At 71.8% G+C, this 19853-nt stretch carries 17 protein-coding genes and 2 pseudogenes; 5 read left to right on the forward strand and 14 right to left on the reverse strand.

Translation table 11 applies throughout. From position 1 onward, the window contains the following. Positions 1-168: pseudogene (locus AOJ26_RS42630) on the reverse strand (type II toxin-antitoxin system PemK/MazF family toxin); the annotation flags it as partial. Between the two features lie 51 nt (positions 169-219). Here AOJ26_RS42630 and AOJ26_RS00650 point away from each other — a divergent pair. Continuing rightward, the gene (locus AOJ26_RS00650) at positions 220-636 is read left to right on the forward strand and encodes a hypothetical protein (protein ID WP_053846154.1); all 417 of its coding nucleotides are present in this window, start codon (positions 220-222) and stop codon (positions 634-636) included. A gap of 109 nt (positions 637-745) precedes the next feature. Here AOJ26_RS00650 and AOJ26_RS00655 read toward each other — a convergent pair whose 3' ends face one another. The 3 genes from AOJ26_RS00655 to AOJ26_RS00665 all read right to left on the reverse strand — a co-directional run bounded on the left by AOJ26_RS00655 (position 746) and on the right by AOJ26_RS00665 (position 4026). Continuing rightward, positions 746-2224, reverse strand: coding sequence for an SPFH domain-containing protein (locus tag AOJ26_RS00655; RefSeq protein WP_053846155.1), 1479 nt, complete (start codon positions 2222-2224; stop codon positions 746-748). Positions 2225-2357: 133 nt separating this feature from the next. After that, positions 2358-2576 (reverse strand): hypothetical protein, encoded by a 219-nt coding sequence (locus AOJ26_RS00660; RefSeq protein ID WP_234358391.1) that lies wholly within the window; start codon positions 2574-2576, stop codon positions 2358-2360. 25 nt (positions 2577-2601) lie between these two features. After that, entirely contained in the window at positions 2602-4026 is a 1425-nt protein-coding gene (locus AOJ26_RS00665; protein WP_053846157.1) for an amidase, read from the reverse strand. Between the two features lie 250 nt (positions 4027-4276). Between AOJ26_RS00665 and AOJ26_RS00670 the strand changes: the two genes are divergently transcribed. Continuing rightward, positions 4277-5656: a glycoside hydrolase family 43 protein gene (locus tag AOJ26_RS00670; protein WP_053846158.1), complete on the forward strand. Its 1380-nt coding sequence runs from the start codon at positions 4277-4279 to the stop codon at positions 5654-5656. An 85-nt stretch (positions 5657-5741) separates the two neighbouring features. Here AOJ26_RS00670 and AOJ26_RS41360 read toward each other — a convergent pair. The 7 genes and pseudogenes from AOJ26_RS41360 to AOJ26_RS00705 form a co-directional block, all read right to left on the reverse strand. Continuing rightward, positions 5742-6536, reverse strand: a pseudogene (locus AOJ26_RS41360) (anchored repeat-type ABC transporter permease subunit); the annotation flags it as partial. Then, the gene (locus AOJ26_RS00680) at positions 6533-7237 is read right to left on the reverse strand and encodes an anchored repeat-type ABC transporter ATP-binding subunit (protein ID WP_053846185.1); all 705 of its coding nucleotides are present in this window, start codon (positions 7235-7237) and stop codon (positions 6533-6535) included. The gene AOJ26_RS00680 and the pseudogene AOJ26_RS41360, both read right to left, overlap by 4 nt. 32 nt (positions 7238-7269) lie before the next feature. Further along, the gene (locus tag AOJ26_RS00685) at positions 7270-8850 is read right to left on the reverse strand and encodes a TIGR03773 family transporter-associated surface protein (protein ID WP_159044191.1); all 1581 of its coding nucleotides are present in this window, start codon (positions 8848-8850) and stop codon (positions 7270-7272) included. Between the two features lie 8 nt (positions 8851-8858). After that, a complete protein-coding gene (locus AOJ26_RS00690) occupies positions 8859-10400 on the reverse strand; it encodes an anchored repeat ABC transporter, substrate-binding protein (protein ID WP_234358392.1) in 1542 nt (513 codons plus the stop codon). A gap of 91 nt (positions 10401-10491) precedes the next feature. Further along, the gene (locus tag AOJ26_RS00695; RefSeq protein WP_053846161.1) at positions 10492-12156 is read right to left on the reverse strand and encodes a choice-of-anchor M domain-containing protein; all 1665 of its coding nucleotides are present in this window, start codon (positions 12154-12156) and stop codon (positions 10492-10494) included. Next, complete coding sequence (locus tag AOJ26_RS00700; protein ID WP_053846162.1) at positions 12156-12803, reverse strand: choice-of-anchor M domain-containing protein; 648 nt, start codon at positions 12801-12803, stop codon at positions 12156-12158. The genes AOJ26_RS00695 and AOJ26_RS00700 overlap by 1 nt, the downstream gene beginning before the upstream one ends. Before the next feature lie 537 nt (positions 12804-13340). Beyond that, complete coding sequence (locus AOJ26_RS00705) at positions 13341-14372, reverse strand: saccharopine dehydrogenase family protein (protein WP_053846163.1); 1032 nt, start codon at positions 14370-14372, stop codon at positions 13341-13343. 101 nt (positions 14373-14473) lie between these two features. Here AOJ26_RS00705 and AOJ26_RS00710 point away from each other — a divergent pair, with 101 nt between their 5' ends. Next, positions 14474-15469, forward strand: a complete 996-nt coding sequence (locus AOJ26_RS00710) for a helix-turn-helix domain-containing protein (protein WP_053846164.1) — start codon at positions 14474-14476, stop codon at positions 15467-15469. A gap of 334 nt (positions 15470-15803) precedes the next feature. Here the strand turns inward: AOJ26_RS00710 and AOJ26_RS00715 are convergent, their stop codons facing one another. Then, entirely contained in the window at positions 15804-16538 is a 735-nt protein-coding gene (locus tag AOJ26_RS00715) for an SDR family NAD(P)-dependent oxidoreductase (RefSeq protein WP_053846165.1), read from the reverse strand. A 73-nt stretch (positions 16539-16611) separates the two neighbouring features. After that, positions 16612-17373 (reverse strand): ZIP family metal transporter, encoded by a 762-nt coding sequence (locus AOJ26_RS00720; protein WP_053846166.1) that lies wholly within the window; start codon positions 17371-17373, stop codon positions 16612-16614. Between the two features lie 159 nt (positions 17374-17532). On the opposite strand from AOJ26_RS00720, the gene AOJ26_RS00725 reads away from it, so the two are divergent. Next, positions 17533-18726, forward strand: coding sequence for a PP2C family protein-serine/threonine phosphatase (locus AOJ26_RS00725; protein ID WP_053846167.1), 1194 nt, complete (start codon positions 17533-17535; stop codon positions 18724-18726). A 51-nt stretch (positions 18727-18777) separates the two neighbouring features. On the opposite strand, the gene AOJ26_RS00730 is transcribed toward AOJ26_RS00725, so the two are convergent. Next, positions 18778-19182 carry an STAS domain-containing protein gene (locus AOJ26_RS00730; RefSeq protein WP_053846168.1) on the reverse strand — a complete coding sequence of 135 codons (405 nt, stop codon included), beginning with the start codon at positions 19180-19182 and terminating at the stop codon, positions 18778-18780. Between the two features lie 163 nt (positions 19183-19345). Between AOJ26_RS00730 and AOJ26_RS00735 the strand changes: the two genes are divergently transcribed. Continuing rightward, positions 19346-19801, forward strand: a complete 456-nt coding sequence (locus AOJ26_RS00735; RefSeq protein WP_053846169.1) for an ATP-binding protein — start codon at positions 19346-19348, stop codon at positions 19799-19801. The last annotated feature ends 52 nt before the right edge of the window (positions 19802-19853 follow it).

A 19853-nucleotide genomic window follows, 5' to 3' on the forward strand; every position in this document is an offset into this window, starting at 1 on the left:
GAAGGGCACCCAGGTCCACACGATCTCGCCGGGGTCGGGGTCGCCGTCCCGCGCGGGGGAGTACTCGGTGCGCACCCGGCCCACCTCGCGCGGGTCGGCCTCGACGGTGGCGGTGGCGCCGAAGCGGCCGGGGACGTTCTCGTCGGTGTCATGGATAGACGCAGTCACGAGGGCACCTTATGGCGTCGGCCCGACCGGGCGAGTAGTACGGTCTGTCGGATGGACGAAGCGGCGGGCGCGATCACCTTCGTGTGGCTCGGGATGGTGCTGGCGATCTCCTTCCTGGAGGCGCCGCTGAAGTTCCGCGCGCCGGGAGTGACGGTCCAAGTCGGCCTGGGCATCGGCCGCCTGGTCTTCCGGGCCCTGAACCTGGTGGAGAGCGTCCTGGCCGCCGCGGTGGTCGTGCTGGTCGCCGTCGGTGACGCACCGGCCCGGGCGATCGCGTGGACCGTGGCTGTGACGGTACTGCTCGTCGGCCAGCTCGCCGTGGTCCGCCCCCGGTTGAACCGCCGCTCCGACCGTGTCCTGGCCGGCGAGGACCTGCCCCGCTCGCGCGGTCACCTCGTCTACATCGCCTTGGAGATCGCGAAGGTCGTCGCCCTGATCGGGTCGGGCGTCACGCTGCTCGCAAGCTGAACGCGGGGTGCCGCCTGCGCACGCGGTGAACGCGGCGTCCCGTACCGCTCGTACGCCGAACGCAGGCGATCCGGGACCCCCTCACCGAAGGCCCCGGACCACCCGCCCCTCACTCCTGCACCGGCACCTTCTGGCCGGGCGGCGGTGCGGCGACCCCGTTGAGCGAGGTCGTGCTCGGCGTCTGCCCGTTCTGGTTCATCGACGCCAGCAGTTGACGGGCCAGCCCCAGCCCGGTGCCGCCCATCGTGAGCGCCTTGGCGAGCATGTCCGCCATGCCGTCGGCGCCGTTGAGCACCACCATGTTGTCGACGCTGCCGAACGCGGACGCGCCCGCCTTGACGATCTCCGGCCAGTTCTCGGCGAGTTGCTGGGCGACGACCGCCTCCTGGTTCTCGGCGAGGGCTGCGGCGCGGGCCTTGATGGCCTCCGCCTCCGCGAGCCCCTTCGCCTTCGCGGCCTCCGCCTCGGCCAGCCCCCTGGCCTGGGCCGCGGCAGCCTCCGCCTCACCGGTCGCTCGGGTCGACGCGGCCACGGCCGTACCGCGGGCCTTCGTCGCCTCGGCCTCGGCACCCGCGGCCGTCTTGACCCGCGTGGCCTCGGCCGCCGCGGCGAGCTCGGTCTCCTTCGCCTTGGCCTCGGCGGCGGAGATCCGTGCGTCGCGCTCCGCCTCGGCGAGCGTGCGCTTCTCGTAGGCCTTGGCGTCCGCCGGCTTGCGGACGTCGGCCTGGAGCTGCTGTTCACGCCGGTGCGCCTCGAGTTCGGCGACCCGGGTCTCCTGGACGACGACCTCCTGCCGGGCCCCGGCGTCCGCGAGCGGACCGGCCTGACGCGCCTTCGCGGCCGCCTTGTCCCGCTCGGCCTGGTAGCCGGCCTGGAGGATCTCGCTGTCCCGCGTGGCCTCCGCCATCCGCGCGAACGACTGCTGCTCGGCCTCGGTGGCCAACCGGTTCGCCTCGGCCTGCGCGATGCGAGCGTCCCGCTGGACGGCCGCCGCGTGCGGCATCGCCAGGTTCTGGATGTACCCGGTCGGGTCCTCGATCTCGTGGATCTGAAGGGAGTCGACGATGAGCCCCAGCTTCTCCATCTCGGTGCCGCAGGCGGCCCGGGTCTGCCCGGTGAGCTTCTCCCGGTCCCGGATCATGTCCTCGACGGTCAACCCGCCGACGATGGAACGCAGATGACCGGCGAACACGTTGTGCACCCGCTCGGACATCAGCTTCTGCTGGTCGAGGAACCGGCGACCGGCGTTGGCGATCGACACGAAGTCGTCGCCCACCTTGAAGATGACCACGCCCCGCACCTTGAGCGGGATGCCCTGGTGGGTCACGCAGTCCACCTGAAGTTCCGTCTCGTTCAGGTCGAGCGAGAGCTTGCGCACCGCCTGCACCCCGGGCAGCACCAAAGTGCCGCGCCCGGTGACGATGCGGAATCCCATGCCCTCCTCAAGGCCCTCGGTCCTGTGCTTGGACCCGGAGATGATCAGTGCCTCGTTGGGTTCCGCGACCCGCCACATCATCTTGAACAGACCGATCAGAACGGCGATGGCACCTACGGCCACCCCCGCAACGACGCCGACAACCATCGGCATACGCCCCCTTTGCATGGTGCCCTTTCGGCACCGAACGAAGGGAGTGTGCGCCTGTTCGCGGCCCGGGTGAAGACGCGGGCGAATCCTTGTCGAAACCTTGATGCACGCGCCTCTCACCTGCGCGTGGACGGGCTCAACTGTCGTACGCCGCCTGCACGTAGACCGTCCTCGGCGGCAGGTACTCCACCACCATCACCACCGTGCCCCGCTCGATCCGGTCGGTGCCGGAGGCCGGGTAGGCGAGGAAGTGCTCGGCGCCGCCCCGCACCCGGACGATCACCTCGCCGACGAGCCCCGGCCCGATCGTCCCCGTGACCCGCCCCATGAGCCCGACCATCGACGCATCCTCCATGGTCACAGGGTACGGTCCGGGCCGCTCACGCGGCCGGTGACTCGGCGCCGGCACAGGGCCGCGGCCACAGTTCGTGCCAGCGCAGCTCGGCCTCCAGCTGCGAGGCGAGCGACAGCAGCAGCGGCTCGCTGTTCGCGGGGCCGAGCAACTGGGCGCCGACGGGCAGTCCGCCCCCGACGAACCCGGCGGGGACGTTGACCCCCGGCCACCCCAGTACGTTCCAGGGCCAGGCGTACGGACAGGCCGCGATCATCGCGCGGTCGGTGGCCAGCCCGCCCAGCTTCAGCATCGCCCCGATGCGCGGCGGAGGCGCGGCCGTCGTGGGGGCGAGGACGACGTCGTACGACGTGAAGAACCCGCCGATACGGCGGTGCAGGAGCGCTTCCGCGCGCCGCGCCGCCCTGAGCGGGACCCCGCCGAGCAGTCCGCCGAGCCGGGCCGCGTCCCGGGTGCGGCGGTCCAGCAGCGCCGGGAAGGGAGCCTCCCGCACCCGCTCGGCGAGACCGACGGTGGCGCGCGGGACGAAGGTGAGCCCGATCTGGCCGTACGGCGGATCCGCCTCCTCGACGATGTGCCCCAAGTCGCCCAGCTTCTCGGCGAGTTCGACGACCCGTGCGCGTACCTCCGGGTGGAGCCGGGCGGGCAGCGCGGTGAACGGCGGCTTCAGGGCGAGCGCGATCCGCAGCCGGCCGGGGTCCCGGCCGACCGCCGCCGAGGCGTCCACGGCGGGCGGGCGGTGCGGGTCCAGCACATGGTTGCCGGCGGCCGCATCGAGGAGGAGGGCCGCGTCGGCGACCGTGCGGGCGAGCGTGCCGTTGACGGTGATGCCCTGGAAGGACTCGCCGCGCGGCCAGGTGGAGATGCGGCCGCGCTGCGGTTTGATGCCGACGAGGTGGGTCCAGGAGGCGGGGATGCGTACCGAACCGGCCCCGTCCGAGCCCAGCGCGGCGGGCACGAGACCGGCGGCTACGGCCGCGGCGGACCCGCCGGACGAGCCGCCCGGTGTATGTTCCGGGCTCCACGGGTTGCGGGTCGCGCCGAAGGCCGGTCCCTCGGTGAACGGCCACTGTCCGAACTCGCAGGTGTTGGTCTTGCCGACGATCACGGCCCCGGCCGCGCGCAGCCGTCGTACCGCCTCGCCGTCCCTGGCAGCCGCGGGGAACTCGCCCTCGCAGCCGAACGCGGTCGGCTCACCGGCCACGTCCATGTCGTCCTTGACGGCGACCGGCACGCCGAGCAGCGGTTTGCGTACTCCGGCGGCCAGTTGGGCGTCCGCGGCCGCGGCCTCCGCGAGGGCGGCTTCGGCCCGTACGATCCGGAAGGCGTTGAGGGTGCCCTGGCTGTCGTGGATCCGCGCGAGGGTCTGCTCGACCAGCGCCGCGGAAGTGATCGTGCCCTCGGCCAGCACACGGGCGGTCTCCCTCAGACCCGCGGAGCGGTCGTGCGTCATACGGTCCACCTTCGGTACGACGGGTGCCTACCGCACGGTAATCCCGGAAAGCGCTTCGCCGGAACGGCCCTGGCGGCAGTGGCGGTTCGGGCGCACGCCACAGCTGCCTCGCAGTGCTCACGCGGTCCTGCGCAAAGCATTGACGCGTGCAAGTCACAGCCTTACCTTCTGATCGACTTCCCGAACTTCGTTCGGTATGCCGGACAAGCGGAGCCGCATTGTCCGTGTCCTTGCCCCAGGGAGAGCCGCCGTGACCTCACGACCCCCCACGCCGTCCCGCCGCACCCTGCTGCGCGCGATGGCGGCCCTGCCCGCCTCCGCCGTCCTGCTGGGCGAACTGCCCGGCACGGCCTTCGCCGCCGCCCCGCCGAGCGGTTCCGCGACCCGCTACACGATCGTGCCGTTCCTCAACAGCAACGACGGCACCGTGAACGTCTACCAGTCCGACGACGCCACGGACTTCCGGCTGCTCAAGTCCTCGGCCTACACCCCGCCCGGCAACAGGATCCGCGACGCGAGCGTCTTCAAGCACACCGACGGCTGGTACTACCTCACGTACACGACCCACACCTGGCAGGACGTCAGCACCACGATCGGCTTCGCACGCAGTTCCGACCGGGCCAACTGGACCTTCCTGTACGACTATCCGGTCCCGATCGCCAACCTCTCCCGCGCCTGGGCGCCGGAATGGTTCGTCGACAGCGACGGCAGTGTGAACGTCATCGTGTCCTGCTCGGTCACCAGCAACGAGTGGATCTTCACCCCCTACCGGCTGAGGGCCACCAACTCGGCCCTGACGGCCTGGAGTTCACCCGTCGCCCTGTCCGGGATCGGCGCGAACCACATCGACACGTACATCGTGCGGACCGGCTCGACGTACCACGCCTTCACGAAGAACGAGACGAGCAAGTACATCGAGTACGCGACGGCGTCGTCCCTGACGGGCCCCTACACGATCTCCAGGACCGGCGACTGGGCGGGTTGGGGCAGCTACCGCGAGGGCCCGTCCGTGATCCAGCTCGACAACGGCGGCTGGCGGATCTTCTTCGACGGCTACGGCGACGGCAACTACTACTACAGCGACAGCTACGACTCCTTCGCGACCTGGTCCGCGCCGGCCGCGCTGCCGGTGGTCTCCGGCACCGCGCGCCACTTCACGGTCATCAAGGAGACGGTCTCCGGCGGTCCCTCGCTCGCGAGGAACGTCACCCGTTCCTTCCAGTCCGCCAACTACCCGACCCGGTACTGGCAGGCGCAGTCCTCGCTGCTCAACCTCCCTGTGGTGACCGGCTCCAGCACGGCCGCCGAGAAGACGGCGGCCACCTTCACGGTCGTCGCGGGCCTCGCCGACGCCAACGCCTACTCCTTCCGCGACTCCTCCGGCAGGTACCTGCGCCACTGGGACTTCCGCGGCCGCTTCGACGCCGACGACGGCACGTCGACCTTCGCCAAGGACGCGACGTTCATCGCCCGCACGGGGTCGTCCTCGGGTGCGATCCGCTGGGAGTCGTACAACTATCCCGGCCACTACCTGCGCCACTACAACTACCAGCTCCGGGTGGAGCGGACGACGGGGACGGATCTGTTCCGACAGGACAGTTCGTTCGTACCGGTGGCTGCTTGGGCGTGAGCCGCACGCCTGCCGGCCCGGCAGGCGTCTCGCGCTGGTGCCGCCGGGCCCTGGCCAGCAGTCCGTGCCGGGGCGCCAGGCACCAGGTCAGGGCGAAGAGGGCGGTCAGGACGCAGACGATGGAGCCGCCGGCGGCCAGGTCGTAGGCGTAGGAGACGTACAGTCCGGCCAGTGCGCCCGTGCCGCCGAAGAGCGAGGCCAGCAGGGTCATGCTCCACAGCCGCTCGGTGAGCATGCGGGCGGCTGCGGCCGGCGTGATGAGCAGGGACAGGACGAGGATGTTGCCGACCGCTTCCAGGGACATCACGATCGTGGCGGTCACGACCGCGTAGAGGATCAGGTCGAGCCGCATGACGGGGAGTCCGGCGGCGCGGGCGGTCTCGCGGTCGAGGCTGACGGCGACCAGTTCCCTGCTCAGCAGCAGCACGACGGCCACCAGGACCGCGCCGACGCACGCAGCGGTCCACACGTCCTCCGGGCCGACCGCGAGGACCTGTCCGAACAGGAACGAGGACAGGTCGGTGGACCAGCTGTCCTGCGTGGACACCAGCACGATCCCGAGTCCGAACGCGCAGGAGAAGAAGACGCCGATGACGGTGTCCTCCTTCAGCCGGCGGTTCTGTGAGACGAGCGCGATGAGGAGGGAGGTGGTCAGGCCGGCGACCGCCCCGCCGAGGAGCAGGTTGCCCTGGAAGGCGTAGGCGAGGGCGACGCCGGGGAACGCCGAGTGGGAGACGGCCTCGCCGATGAACGCCATGCCGCGCAGGACGACGTACACCCCCACGACTCCGCATACCAGCCCGGTGATCACGGCGACCGCGAACGCCCGCTGCATGAAGGGGAGTTGCCAGGGGCCGGTGAGGAATTCCAGGACGGTCACGCGGCGGCTCCGATCGCGGTGTCGAGGCCGAAGGCGCGCAGCATCTGCTCGGGGTCGGTGAGCAGTGCGGGGCCGCCCTCGGCGACGACCGTGCGGTTGAGGAGTGCCACGCGCGTGCAGGTGCGGGCGGCGGCGGCCAGGTCGTGGGTGGTCATCAGCAGGCCCTTGCCGTCGGCGGCGAGACGGCCGAAGAGGTCGTTGAGCAGTTCCTGGGTGGGCACGTCGACGCCGGTGAACGGCTCGTCCAGGAGCAGCAGTTGCGGGTCGCTCGCGAGGGCGCGGGCCACCAGGACGCGTTGGCGCTGCCCGCCGGACAGTTCGCCGACGGGTCGTCGGCGCAGGTCGGCGAGGCCGACCAGCTCCAGCGCCTCGTCGACGGCCGCCCGGTCCGCACGCCCGGCCCGGCGCAGCCGGCCGATGGAGCGGCTGCGGCCGGACAGCACCGCTCCGGCGATGTCGATGGGGAAGTCCCAGGCGAACTCATGGCGTTGCGGTACGTATCCGACCAGGTGGCGGGCGCGGCCCGGGGGAAGGCCGTCGATCAGCACGTCGCCGCCGGAGAGCGGGACCAGGCCGAGGACGGCGCGCAGCAGGGTGGTCTTGCCCGCGCCGTTGGGGCCCAGCAGGCCCAGCAGGTCTCCCCGGTGCACGGTCAGCCGGGTGCCCTGGACGGCTGACCTGCCGCCCAGGACGACACTCATGTCCTGAGCGTGCAGAAGCGGTTCCGCAGTGCTCACGCGGAGCCCCTTCCGGCGGTAGAGCTGCGGCGCCTGCGGGTGACGGCGACGAAGGCCGTCCCGACCAGGGCGAATGCAGCCGCGGCGCCGCCCAGGAGTACGGCGTTCCCGGCGCCGGTCGAGGCCATGGAACCGGCGCTGTCCGAAGAACCGCCGGCGGGGGACGCGTCGTCGACGGCCGCCCCGGTGCCGGGCGAGCCGCCGCCCCCCGTGCCCGTCGCGTCCGAGCCGTTCGAGGGTCCGGTGCCCGATCCGTCGCCGGGTCTGACGGTGTTCGGGTTCTCGTCTCCGACCACGAAGGCCACGGTCTCGGTGTCGTCGACCGCTGTGCCGTCGGTGAGTGTGCCGCTCATCCTGAGCGTCAGCCGGTAGGTGCCCTCTTCGGTGAAGGCCCAGCCGCCGTGCGCGTGCGTGTTCGCCGGGACGCCGAAGGAGTCCGGGACACCGTCCCCGCTGTTGAACAGCACGTTCGCGCCGGACATGGCGTCGTAGGTGTAGAGCGCGACCGTACCGGGGCCCTTCACCGCGGTGAGGGAGAACTTCACCCCGCCCCTGGTGGCGCCGGCCTGGATGTTGTCGGTGGACCAGCCGGGCCACAGCAGTCCGTCCTGCTGCACCTGGTCGAGCAGCCAGACGGCGTCTCCGGGCTTGCCGAGGAAGGCGAAGTCGTCGCCGTCGGGCAGGGTGTTCCTGGCGGCGGGTCTGACGTGCAGGACGACGGAGGAGGGCTCGCGCCATGTGGTCTTCCCGGAGACCGTGCCGTCCTTGATGTGGATCTGCATCTTCTCGTCGACGACCCGCGCGGCGATGTCGATGTGGCCTTCGCCGATGACGACAGGGGACGAGACCACGTCGGCGTCCGCGGCGGCTCGTGCGGAAGCCGAGGCAGCGCCCAGGGCGGGGGCCGGTGTCTTCCCGGCTGCCCCGACGAGGTTCTGCGCCTCACGTGTCGGCTGGGTGCCGGGCACCACGTGAGCGGGCTTGTCGGATGCGCCGTCCGGTTCCTGTCGCGGGGGCCGGGCCGCCGCCCGCGCGATGGCCTCGTCCCCGACCAGCACCGTGTAGACGGTCCCGACGGACAGTTCCCGCCCGTCGACCGTCCCGGCCTCTGCGGTGAAAACGGCCTGGTACGTCCCCTCGTCGGTGAACGCCCAGCGGGTGGAGCCCTCCTGCCCCGCAGGCAAGTCGTAGCCGTCGGGCAGCCCGTCCGCGCTGTCGAACAGCAGCGGGCCCGTCTCGCCGTTGCCGGCCTGCCCGTACACCCTCAGATCGCCCGGCCCGTCGAGCCCGGTGAGCGACCACCGCACGCTGTCCTGGTCCACAGTGCCCGCGGGTACTCCGGTGGTGTCCCAGCCGGGGGCCGGAGCGGTCCCCCGAGCGTCGGGGACCTCGATCACGTGCGCCTCGGCGGCGTCTGCGGCATCGAGGGTCAACTCTCCGCCCGTGTAGGCGATCCGGCCGAGTCCGGCCCCGGGCCCTGTGCCACCGCCTTCGTCGGCGACCGCGACACCACCCCCCGCCAGCGTGGCCACGAGCACCGCCGCCACAGCGGCACGCTCCCTGCTTGCCCTGCCCATGGCCCTCATCAGGCGTCCCTCCCCAGGCACTTCGCGAGCTCGTTCGCGTTGTGCCGCATCATCGATACGTAGTCGTGGACCTTGTCGTCGAACGAGTCGCCGTAGATCGTGCAGACCTTGACGCCCTGGTCCCGGGCGACCCGTTTGAGCACGTCGGCGCGTGCGGCGAGGTTCGGCTCCAGGAACACGGACGGGACCTGTTTCTCCCGGATGGTGTTGCCGAGTTCCTCCACCTCGGCCGCGCTCGGCTCCCGGTTGGGCACCGGCACGACGAAGCCGGCGACCTGCATGCCGTACGCCTTGGCGAGGTAGCCGAAGGCGTCGTGCGTGGTGATCAGCTCGCGGTTCTCCCCGGGGATGGTCGCGAGCTTCCGCGCGACCTCCTGGTCGAGCGCGCCGAGCGTCTTCAGGAAGGCCGCGGTGTTCTTCTCGTACGTCGTCCTTCCGGCCGGGTCTGCCTTGGTCAGCTCGGCCTCGATGCGGCGGACGTACGCCTCCGCGTTGGCGACGTCCTCCCAGACGTGGGGGTCCATGTCGCCGTGCACGTGCTTGCCGATGACGGCCTGGGGGAGTACCCACAGGTCGGCACCGGGCTCGCCGAGGAAGGCGTACGGCTTCTCCACCGGCACGGACTCCTTCGCCCGGTCGGGCACGTTGAGCACCACGTCCTGGGCCGGGTGCCGGGTGCGCCGGCCGCTCCCGTCCTCGTCCGCACGGACGTACACCTTCCCGGTCTCGGCGTTGAGGGCGACGTCGGCGTGGCCCGCGTCCAGGACGGTGGCGCCCCCCGGGGCCTCGGCGGCGTCGCCGACGGTGAAGGTGAAGGTGCCGCTGCCGAACCTCTCCCGCTTCCCGTCGAGGGTCTCGGTGCGGCCCTCGACGGTCAGCCGGTAGGTACCGGGTCTGCTGAAGGCCCAGTTGACGTGGGTGTGCGCCTCGGGCGGCAGCGTGAAGGAGTCCTTCGCGTCGAGGCCGTCGGCGGAGTCGACGTACACCTTGGGCCTGCCGAGCGTGTCGGTGAGGTACACGCGCAGCTCGCCGGGTCCCTCCAGTTCGGTCGCGGTCGTACGGACCTGGGAGCCGTCGCCCCTGACCTGACCCTCGACGGCCCAGCCGAGCCAGAGCACGTCGAGCCCGAGGTCCTCCTCGAGTTTCATGACCGTGCCGCCGTACTGCTCCAGCCTCTCGGCGAACTCGATCTTCGGTGCGTCCCGGGGGGCGTTGTTGTGGACCATCTTCATGATCCCCGGCTCTTCGAGGAGCAGTCCGTTGCTGAAGACCACGTCCGCCTTGGTGACTCGGGCGGCGTCGCCGGGGCTGGGCTCGTAGGAGTGCGGATCGCCGTGGCGCGGCACGATCGAGGTGACGTCGACGCGGTCGCCGCCCACCCGCTCGACCAGGTCGGCGATGATCGCCGTTGTCGCCGACACGGTCAGTGCGGCATCCGACGAGCCGGGCCGGACGCCGCCGCACCCGGTGGCCGCCGCGGCGAGCAGCGCGCAGACGGTGGTGAGCGCGCCGGTCATGATGCCTGTGTTGTGGCCCCGCATGGGGCTCCTCCTTCTTCCGGACATGGCGGTCGAGCGGTCGGCGGATCGGACGGCTCCGGGCTTGGCTTCCGGGCCGCCGTCCGCGAGGTTCTCAGGGGGCGGTGCGCCGGCGCCGGACGCGGGCGAGGAGCACCGCGCCGCCGCCTGCCAGCACGGTGGCCACTGCCACGGCGGCCAGCACGGCGCCTGAGACACCGGTGGACGCCAGGGCGCCGGACGACGACGGGCCGGTGCCGTGGCCATCACCGCCGGCTGTGACCGAACCGCCCTGCGGTCCGGGGGAGTTCACCCCGTGCGAGGCACTCGGCGCCGCCGAGTCCGGTGCCGTGGGCGATACGGACGCCGGGGCGGAGGCCGTCGGTGTCCCCGAAGGGGTGGCCGTCGGCGTCGCGGTCGGCTCGTCACCCGCTCCCGGCGGTACGGTCCCCGGGTCCACGTCGTCCCCGACCACCCAGGCGAAGGTCTCCGTGTCGCTCACCTTCGTACCGTCGGCCAGGGTGGCGCTGACGGTGAACGTGGTGCGGTAGACGCCCTCGGCGGTGAAGGCCCAGTTGAAGTGGCTGTGGGTGCCCGGCCTGAGCGTGTGGGCGTCGGGCAGGCCGTCACCGCTGTTGAGCGAGACGACCGGGACTCCCAGCGAGTCGTCGTAGAACATCGCGACGTTCCCGGGCCCTTGCACCGAGTCGAGCCGGAAGGCGATCCTGCCGTCGAGGTCGTTCGTGGCGTACGCCTGCGTGTTCCAGCCGGGCCACAGGAGACCGGCCTTCTGCTGCAGGGGCAACCACCACACCGCGTCACCGGCGCCGCCGAGGAACTCGTAGCCTTGCGGGATCCTCCGTTTGGCGGCCGGCCGCACATGGAGGACGACCTTGCCCGGCTCGTACCACTCGTGCCGCGTCTCGGTTCCCTCCTTGAACTGGAACTCCAGACGGCCGTCCACCGGGCGGGCCGCCATGTCGACATGGCCCTCGGAGACGACGTGCGCCGCCGGGGCGGTGGGCGACGGGCTCGTGGGCGCCGGATCCGTCGGGGTGGCTGTCGGGGTCGAGCCGTCACCGGGCAGCACGTCGGCCGGGTCGACGTCGTCGCCGACGACGACGGCGAGGGTCTCGGTGTCCGTGGCACCGCCGCTGGTCACCCTGAAGGTGAGCCGGTAGACGCCCTCCGCCGTGAACACCCAGGTGGGCGCCACCCGTTCCTGGCCGCCGGACAGCGTGAACGAACGGGGAGCCGCAGCAGTGCTGCCGAGACGGGCCTGGGCCGGGATGTCCGAGGAGTCCATCTCCCGGGTGTAGGTGGCCAGGCCGAAGTCCCCGGGACCGTCGTATCCCGCGAGGGTCACCTCGGTGTCCCCGCCCGCCTCGGTGCCCTTCCAGCCGGGTTCGGGCGCGAAGAGGTCCGCGGACTCCCAGCCGTTCAGCTGCCAGGTGTCCATGTCGGTGGTGCCCAGCGCGCTCGCGACCGGGCTCAGGGTGGTCTGCAGGGACTCCTGTACGGCGTGCAGGACGACGGTCGACGGCTCGCGTGTGACCACCGTGTCCCCACTGCGGTCGTCGATCTGCAACTGCAGCTCTCCGGCGACCAGCCGGGGTGTGAGGTCGAGTTCGCCCTCGTCGAGGACGACGGCACCGCCGGCGGCGCGGGCGGGCCCGCTGCCGCCGACGACGACCAGCCCTGCCGCGCCCGACAGCACCGCGGTCGCCGCGGTGAGAGCAGCGGCCGTGAAGGCGCGTCTTCCGCGCGTCAGGGCTCTCATCACGAGCTGACGACGACGGTGTACGTGGCGGTGGCGGACTCGGTGACACCGCCGACGGTGCCCTGGACACGGAAGGTCAACTGGTAGGTGCCGGCCTCTTCGAAGGCCCAGTTGGCGTGGTTGTGCGTGGCGACGCCGAAGGACTTCGACTTGAAGCTGGTGGTGGCGGTGTTGCTGTCGTACCAGCGGGTGCCGGCGCCCTCGTAGACGCTGAAGTCGTCGGTGGTGGCACCGTTGCGGGTGGCGCTGACCAGTCTGTAGGTCACCGAGTTGTTCGCGAAGACGCCGGTGGTCAGATGCTCGGTGGAGAGACCGGGGAAGAGCACACCGGCCGCGGCGGCCTCGGCCTCGGTGTCGGGGAGCAGCCAGATCTGGCTGCCGTCGCCGAGGAAGCCGTAGCCCGGGTTGGCGACCTTCGCGGCAGCGGGCACGGACAGTGTCACGTCGGCCGGTTCGTACTCGGTGTCGGTCTCCTCGTCATGGACGTGCAGATGCAGGTCGGTGCCGTCCCACTCGGCGTCGAGGACGTCGACGTGGCCGCTGCTGAGAGTGGTCGCGGCGAGGGCCGGGGTGGCAGCGAGGCCGCCGATCGCGACGGCCGCCGCGAGGGAACCCGAAACGGTCAGAGTGCGGGCGAAGGTAAGCAAAGTGATCCCTCCGAGGATCGCGAGATGTGCAAGGACGGAACGGACTTGGGGTGCCTACCGGGAGGGTCCGGGACGTGTGACCGCCGATGGCTGTGTCGCTGTCGAACCGTCAACTGCCGGTGCCTGACGGCGGCGTGGCCTCCGGTCGATCGTCGTCACCGCACAAGCGGAGGCGTCGAGACCGGCAGCGGTCAGGGCGCGTGTGGAGGCACGCAAGACGGATCCCCCCGGATCAGAAGGCACACCTGCTTGAAGGTGCGCAGACAAGTAACATGGTAATCATTTTCAAAATGGTTGGCAATGAGTCGCATGGGGTCCATGAGCGTGGCCGCGTTCCAGCAGGACCGCGGCGAGTGCGCCGGTCGCCCCGGCTGGGCGCTGACCACCCGTCCGAGGCGACCGCGCCGGAACCCCGAGCGGCACGGTCCGTGCGACGCGGTGGGTCCGGGCGATGTCGGCGTCACGGGACACCGTGCAAACAGTGAAGGGTCCTGGCGGGCCCGGCGCCGCACACGAAGAACGGTCAGGGGCTTGCCGCTACGGAGTCGGCTCCACGGTGATGTGCGGGGACAGTGCGCGCAGGAAGTCGGGCGCGTCGAACATCTCGCCGGCGGAGGCGACACCCACCGTCCTGGTCCGGCCCGTGAGGAGGCGGTGGACCGCTTCGACCGCGAGGGGCGCGGTGACGGCATAGATGTCCTGGCCGCGGGCCACGGCGCGCCGTTCGGTGCCGCCCCGGCGTACGACGACGTCGACGAGGAAGGTCTGTGCGGAGCGCCCGTGTTCGTCGACCGCGGCGGGGGTCGGCGTGTCCGGGGACGACACGCCCGTGGCCGCTTCGGCGGTCATGTACGTGCGTACTTCGGGGACGGACAGGTGGCTGGGGAGGGTGACGACGTCGGCCATGGTGAACTCGCTGATGACGTCTCGCGCCCCCAGCGGGTCCGGGAAGGACCACCGCAGGGTGGGCAGGTCGTCGCTGTGGTACTCCAGTCGCCCCTTCGTGAAGCGGACCCGGCGACCGTCCCGCCGCTCGGCGGAGACCTTGCCCGCGGCGCGTGTTCCCTCCGTGGGCGCCCAGTTGCTGAGACCGTACGCGATGTGGGCCTCGTCCGCCTCCGTCCAGTCGCCCATCGTCGCGGTGGCCAGCAGGTCGCCGAGGCCGCCGAAGAAGGCCATCGCCGGCACGATCGCCGCCCCCTCCGCGCGCGCCCGGTCCGCGAACCGCGTGAACGTGTCGGCGTTGGCCTCGATCTCGGCCGCCACGTCGACGTAGGGGATCCCGGCCCGCAGGGCCGCCTCGATCACCGGGGCGGCCGTCGTGGCGAAGGGGCCGGCGGAGTTGACGACGGCTGCCGCACCGGCCACCGCGTGATCGAGCGCGGCCGGGTCGTCGACCGCGGCGGGGCGGACCTCGAGTCCGGGGTGCTCGTCCGCCAGCGCCTTCAGCTTGCCGGCATCGCGCCCGGACAGGACCGGAACGAATCCGCGCTCCCGCAGGTGTGCCACCACGAACCGGCCGGTGTGCCCGTACGCCCCGTACACCGTCACCGTCTGCCCCGTCGCCATGCCTTCTCCCCGTGCCGGAATCGATCGACCACGACGATCCTCGCGTGGTGGAGGGCGCACCCGTGAGTGTCCGGAACGACATCTCCCATACAATTACGGACATGGGAACTGTCGCGCTGGCCGTCACCGAGGGGATGCTGCACTTCGAACTGTCCGTGGCCCACGAGGTCTTCGGCTCCGCCCCGGACGCGGTCGCCGTCCCCTGGTACGACATCTCGGTCTGCGGGCCGGGCCCGGTCCACTTCGGCCGGTTCCGGCTGGAGCCCGACCACGGCCTCGACCGGCTCCGGGACGCCGACACCGTGATCGTCCCCGGCTGGGCCGACATCGACGTGGCGCCGCCCGCCGGACTGGTGGAGGCGGTACGCGCGGCCCACGACGCGGGTGCCCGCGTGGTCTCCCTGTGCACGGGCGCGTTCGTGCTGGCGGCCGCCGGCCTGCTGAACGGCAGGCGAGCCACCACCCATTGGGCGCACACCGACGTCCTGGCCGCCCGCTACCCCGAGGTGGAGGTCGATCCGGACGTCCTGTACGTCGACAACGGCAGCGTGCTCACCTCCGCGGGCAAGGCCGCCGCGCTCGACCTGTGCCTGCACCTCGTCCGCCTCGACCACGGCTCGTCGATCGCCAACACGGTCGCCCGCCGCCTGGTCGTACCGCCGCACCGGGCCGGTGGCCAGGCCCAGTTCGTCACCGCTCCGGTACCCGCCCGGGACGACCATCCGCTCGCCGCCCTGCTCCCCTGGATCATCGAGCGGCTCGACCAGCCGCTGACCGTGGCGGACCTCGCCCGCCACGCCGGGATGAGCGCACGCCACCTGGGCCGCCACTTCCACGCGGCGACCGGCACCACCCCTTTGCAGTGGCTGCTGACCCAACGGCTGCGTCGCGCCCAGGAGTTGCTGGAAAACACCGACGACAGCATCGACACCATCGCGGCGGCCACCGGCATGGGCACGGCCACCACACTGCGCCGCCACTTCCACCGCACCCTCGGTGTCCCCCCGGACACCTACCGCCGCACCTTCCGCTCCGGGCCCCGTCCGCTGCCGGACCCGGCCACCGGCCAGGCGGAACAAGTCCGTTCCGGGGGGTGAGGAAGGGATCGGGCCGCCCTCGGCCCCTTGCGAGCGGCCCGTCTTCGTGAAGCGACGACGCTGGCGGCGAGGGCGCCCCGCGGAACGGCCTTGTTCCGCCTGGCCGACGAGAACCGCCCCGGTGTCGGCTCCCGCCGGCCGCCGGGGGGAGAGAGTCGTGGCAGCGGTGAATTCCGGAAACCCGCTCCCGCCGACCCGCCGTCGCCCCGTGACCTGGTCCCCAGGAACGACAGGCATCCGGATCGAAGCCCGCCCCCGTCCCAAGGCGCCGCCCCGATCAACCTCCGGGCCGATGCCGCTCGGCGGTGGTTGCACAAGGGCGCCCCCGCCCGTGTCAGCGGCCCGCGAGAGCCGTCCCCGTCTCCTCCGCCAGCGCTTCCAGCAGGCGCTCCTGGAACTCCTCGTCGTGGACGGCGGGATGCGGGTCCTGTATCTGCTGGTGGTACCAGTACCCGCCCGTGGTCAACGCCGCCGGCTCGTCGCTCGTCGCGAGCCACTCCTGGGTCCGATGACCGAGCTCCAGATCGTCCGGAGCGTTGGGTCCGCCCATCCTCGTGGGCACCCAACCGGGATCCACGGCATTGCTCAGCACACCGGGACGCAGCCTCGCCACCGCCGCCGCGAGCGCGGTGACGAACAGCTTGCTGTCGGCGTACGACCCCGCGCTCCTTCCCCGCCAGTCGACCCCGGTGAGGGCGGGGCGGCCACCGAAGTGCGAGCCGCTGCTCAGGTACACCAGTCGGCGGGGCCCGGGGAGCAGGGCGGTGAGCAGGTACGGCGCGATGACGTTGACCGGCATCACGGCCGGACCGCTCCACACGCCGGCGTTGTGGACGACCGCGTCGAGCGGCTCCGCGTCACTGAGCTCGGCCGCGATCCGCCGTACGTCGTCGCGTTCCGCGAAGTCACCCACCACGACGTGGGCCCCGCGAGCGGCCAGGGCGTCGAGGTCCGCCGCGCGCTGCCCGTTCCGGGCGTGCACGACGACGTCGTGTCCCGCGGACAGGAGCGAGTCCGCAGCGGCACGCCCGAGTCCCTCCGCGGACCCGGTCACCAGAATCCGGCTCAAGAGCGCACCGCCTCCCGATCGATCGTCTCCCTCAAGTCCTCCCTCAAGTGAACCCCCTTCGCCGTCCGGCCGGTCAGGCGTGCGAGAGGGCGAAGGAGACCAGGAAGCCGCTCACGGTGATCAGGCCGATGGCCAGGTGGGCGTCCTCGAACGCCTCGGGGATCATCGTGTCGGCGATCATGGCGAGGATCGCCCCCGCCGCCACGGCGGTCACCGTGGCGATCAGGGCGGGTGAGAAGGAGCCGACCACCGTGTAGCCGAGGACGGCCGACACCGTGCTCGCGGCGGCGATCGCGGCCCACACGCCGAAGACGTACCCCTTGGTGCGGCCGGCCTTCTTCATCCCGGCCGAACTGGACAGCCCCTCGGGCACGTTGCTGATGAACACCGCCGCCACGGTCACCAGGCTGACCGCGCCGCCGTCGAGCAGGCTGACGCCGATCACCGCGGACTCCGGCACGCCGTCGAGCAGGGCGCCGAGCGCGAGTGCCGTCCCGGAGCCGCCCTGCTGGGCCTCCGAGGGCTGTGCCGCCGACTGCTGGTGACCGGAGCGCTTGCGGTGCCGGGCTCCCCGGCGGGCCAGCCACACGTTGCCCGCGGTGTAGGCCACGGCGCCGATCAGGGTGCCGACGGCCGCGGGAGCGAGTCCCGCCTGGTCGTAGGCCTCCCCGACCAGTTCGAAGGAGACCGCCGACAACAGCACCCCGGCGCCGAACGCCATCACGGTCGCGATCACCTTCTGCGGCACCCGCACCCCGTACCCCAGCGCGGCACCGAGCAGAAGCGCCGAGCCCGCCACCAGCCCCCACAGCCCAGCCTGTACCACTTCAGCCATGCGGACGCGTCTACCCGGGATGGATGTGGATCAACACGTTCCGCCGGTCCGCTGAGCCCTGAGCGCTCTCGGCCACGTGTTTGACCAGGCAAGACGGCCGAATCAGGTGATGCTGCGCAGATGCGGGGAAGAAGTTGCGGCAACCGATGGGAGGTCGTTGTGGAGGGTGGAGATCTGGAACTGGGCGAGCTGCTGGCCGCTGCGGAGGCGGCCCCGCCCGGTGAGTCCGTCGACGTGGTGGCACGCGACCTGCAGAAGAGGCTCGGCGCGGAGCGGGTGTCGTTCCTCTTCGTCGACCTCATCGGGCAGCGGCTGGTACGGCTCGTCGCGGCCGGCGCCGACGTCGCGGAGCATGCCGGGCCGATCGACCTGCACGGCAGCGTCTACGACGATGTGCTGCGCAGCCAGCGCCAGCACACGGAAGCGGACGGCCAGGGCGGGATGCGCGTCATCACCCCGGTCACCAACCGCGGCGACTGCCTCGGCGTCCTGGAGGTGACCTTGCAGGCCGCCGACGACGCCGTGCTCCAGCAGGTCCGTGACGCGGCCCACGCGCTGGCGTACATCATCGTCACGGACGGACGCTTCACCGACCTGTACCACCTGGGCCGGCGCACCACCGAGACCAGCCTGGCCGCGGAGATCCAGCACCAGCTCCTTCCCTCGGCGCCCTGCTGCGAGGCGGCCCAGTTCACCCTCGCCGCCGGGCTGGTGCCGGCGGACGACATCGGCGGCGACACCTACGACTACACCCTCGAACGCGACACCCTGCATCTGTCGATCACCGACGCGATGGGCCACGACACCAACTCCGCGCTGCTGGCCACCCTGCTGGTCGGCGCGCTGCGGCAGGCCCGCCGCAGCGGCTGTGACGCTCTCCGCCAGGCCGACCACGCCCACCGGGCCCTGCTGACCCACAGCCGCGGACTGGCCACCGGGCAGTTGCTCTGCGTCGACCTGGGGACGGGGCTGTGCGAACTGGTCAACGCCGGCCACCCCTGGCCGCTGCGGCTGCGCGACGGCACCGTCGAAGAGGTCAGGCTCGCGGTCAACCTGCCCTTCGGCGTGGTGGCGCCCGGCTCCTACCGGCTCCAGGAACTGCAACTGCGGCCCGGGGACCGGCTGATCCTGCTCACCGACGGGATGCTGGAACGCGGTGCCGCGACGGCCGACCTGACCTCCGTCATCCATGACACCGCCGCCCTGCATCCGCGGGAAGCCGTCCGGGCCATGACCGGGGCGGTGCTCGACGCCTGCCACGGCAGCCTCAGGGACGACGCCACGGTCGTGGTCCTGGACTGGCACGGCGATCGCCGCCGGGACGCCGAAGCCGCCCCGGGATCAGCGGGCTGATCCCGGGGCGGGGAGAGATCGGCGGGACAGCCTCGCGCGGTTCCCCGCCGTCTACGGTCGGCGAAGGACCTCGGTGTCCGTGCCCGGGTCGAGTGCCTGCTCCAGCGTGGGACGGCAGGGGATGACGGAGTCCAGGCCGACGAGTTGGACGACCCGCATCACCGGCTCCTGCGCGGCGGCCAGACGCAGCCATCCCCCGGCCGCGCCGACCTGGTGGTGGACGTGGACGAAGACGTTGATGCCGGTGGAGTCCAGGAAGGTCACCCCGCTGAGGTCCGCCACGACACGCGGTGGCGGGCCGTCGTCGTCGAGGTCCTGGGGCAGCAGTGCGGTCGTCAGCACGTCCTTGACATCGTGGTCGATGTCCCCGCGCAGCGTCACCACACGGATGCCGTCGACAGTGGAGTGCGCGACGGACAGCCGTTCCGGTCGTCCTGTGGGTGATATGTCGGTCACCGTTCCTCACCTGAAATGGGGCTGCGGGGGGCAGCGTCAGCGGATGATTCTGCCGCACCAGGCCCCCTGGTTGCACCAGGCCGACTCTGTTCGAACATGGTCTCCGGCGGGCATACCAGTGGATCCGGAGGGCACTCGCGCGGAGACGAGGAGGACAGGGCTGATGCTGGTGGGTTCGTCATCCGAGAACGGGGACCGCAGGGAGCGTGGTTCCCTCCTTCAGCGGGCCGGCTTCGCGCTGGCCGGGGACGAGGGGTGCATCGCGCGGGCCCGGCGGCACGCCGCCGACTTCCTCTCCCGGCTCCGGGACAGGCATGGCCGGGGCGTCTCCGCGTACACCGTGGGGACGGTCCAGCTCATCGTGAGTGAGCTGGTCACCAACGCCCTCAAGTACGCCCCGGGACCCGTCCGCATGGAGCTGCGCGTGACCGGCGCGGGTGTGGAGGTCGTCGTCGAGGACAGCAACCCCGCCCTGCCCGCGGCGCACGCCACCGACCCGGACCGCGTCGGCCGGCACGGCCTGGAGATCGTCCGGGCCGTCGCCGAGGACCTCGACATCCAGCGGCTGGCACCCGGCAAGCGCATCACCGCCCGTATCGCCCTGACCGGCCTCTGCTGAAACGGCCTCCGGGCCGGACGCCGGCCCGGATCCGGACCCGCTCGGCCGCGCC

Origin of the sequence: Streptomyces sp. NRRL B-24085, from assembly GCF_001282115.1 — a bacterium.
Classification (GTDB): Bacteria; Actinomycetota; Actinomycetes; order Streptomycetales; family Streptomycetaceae; genus Streptomyces.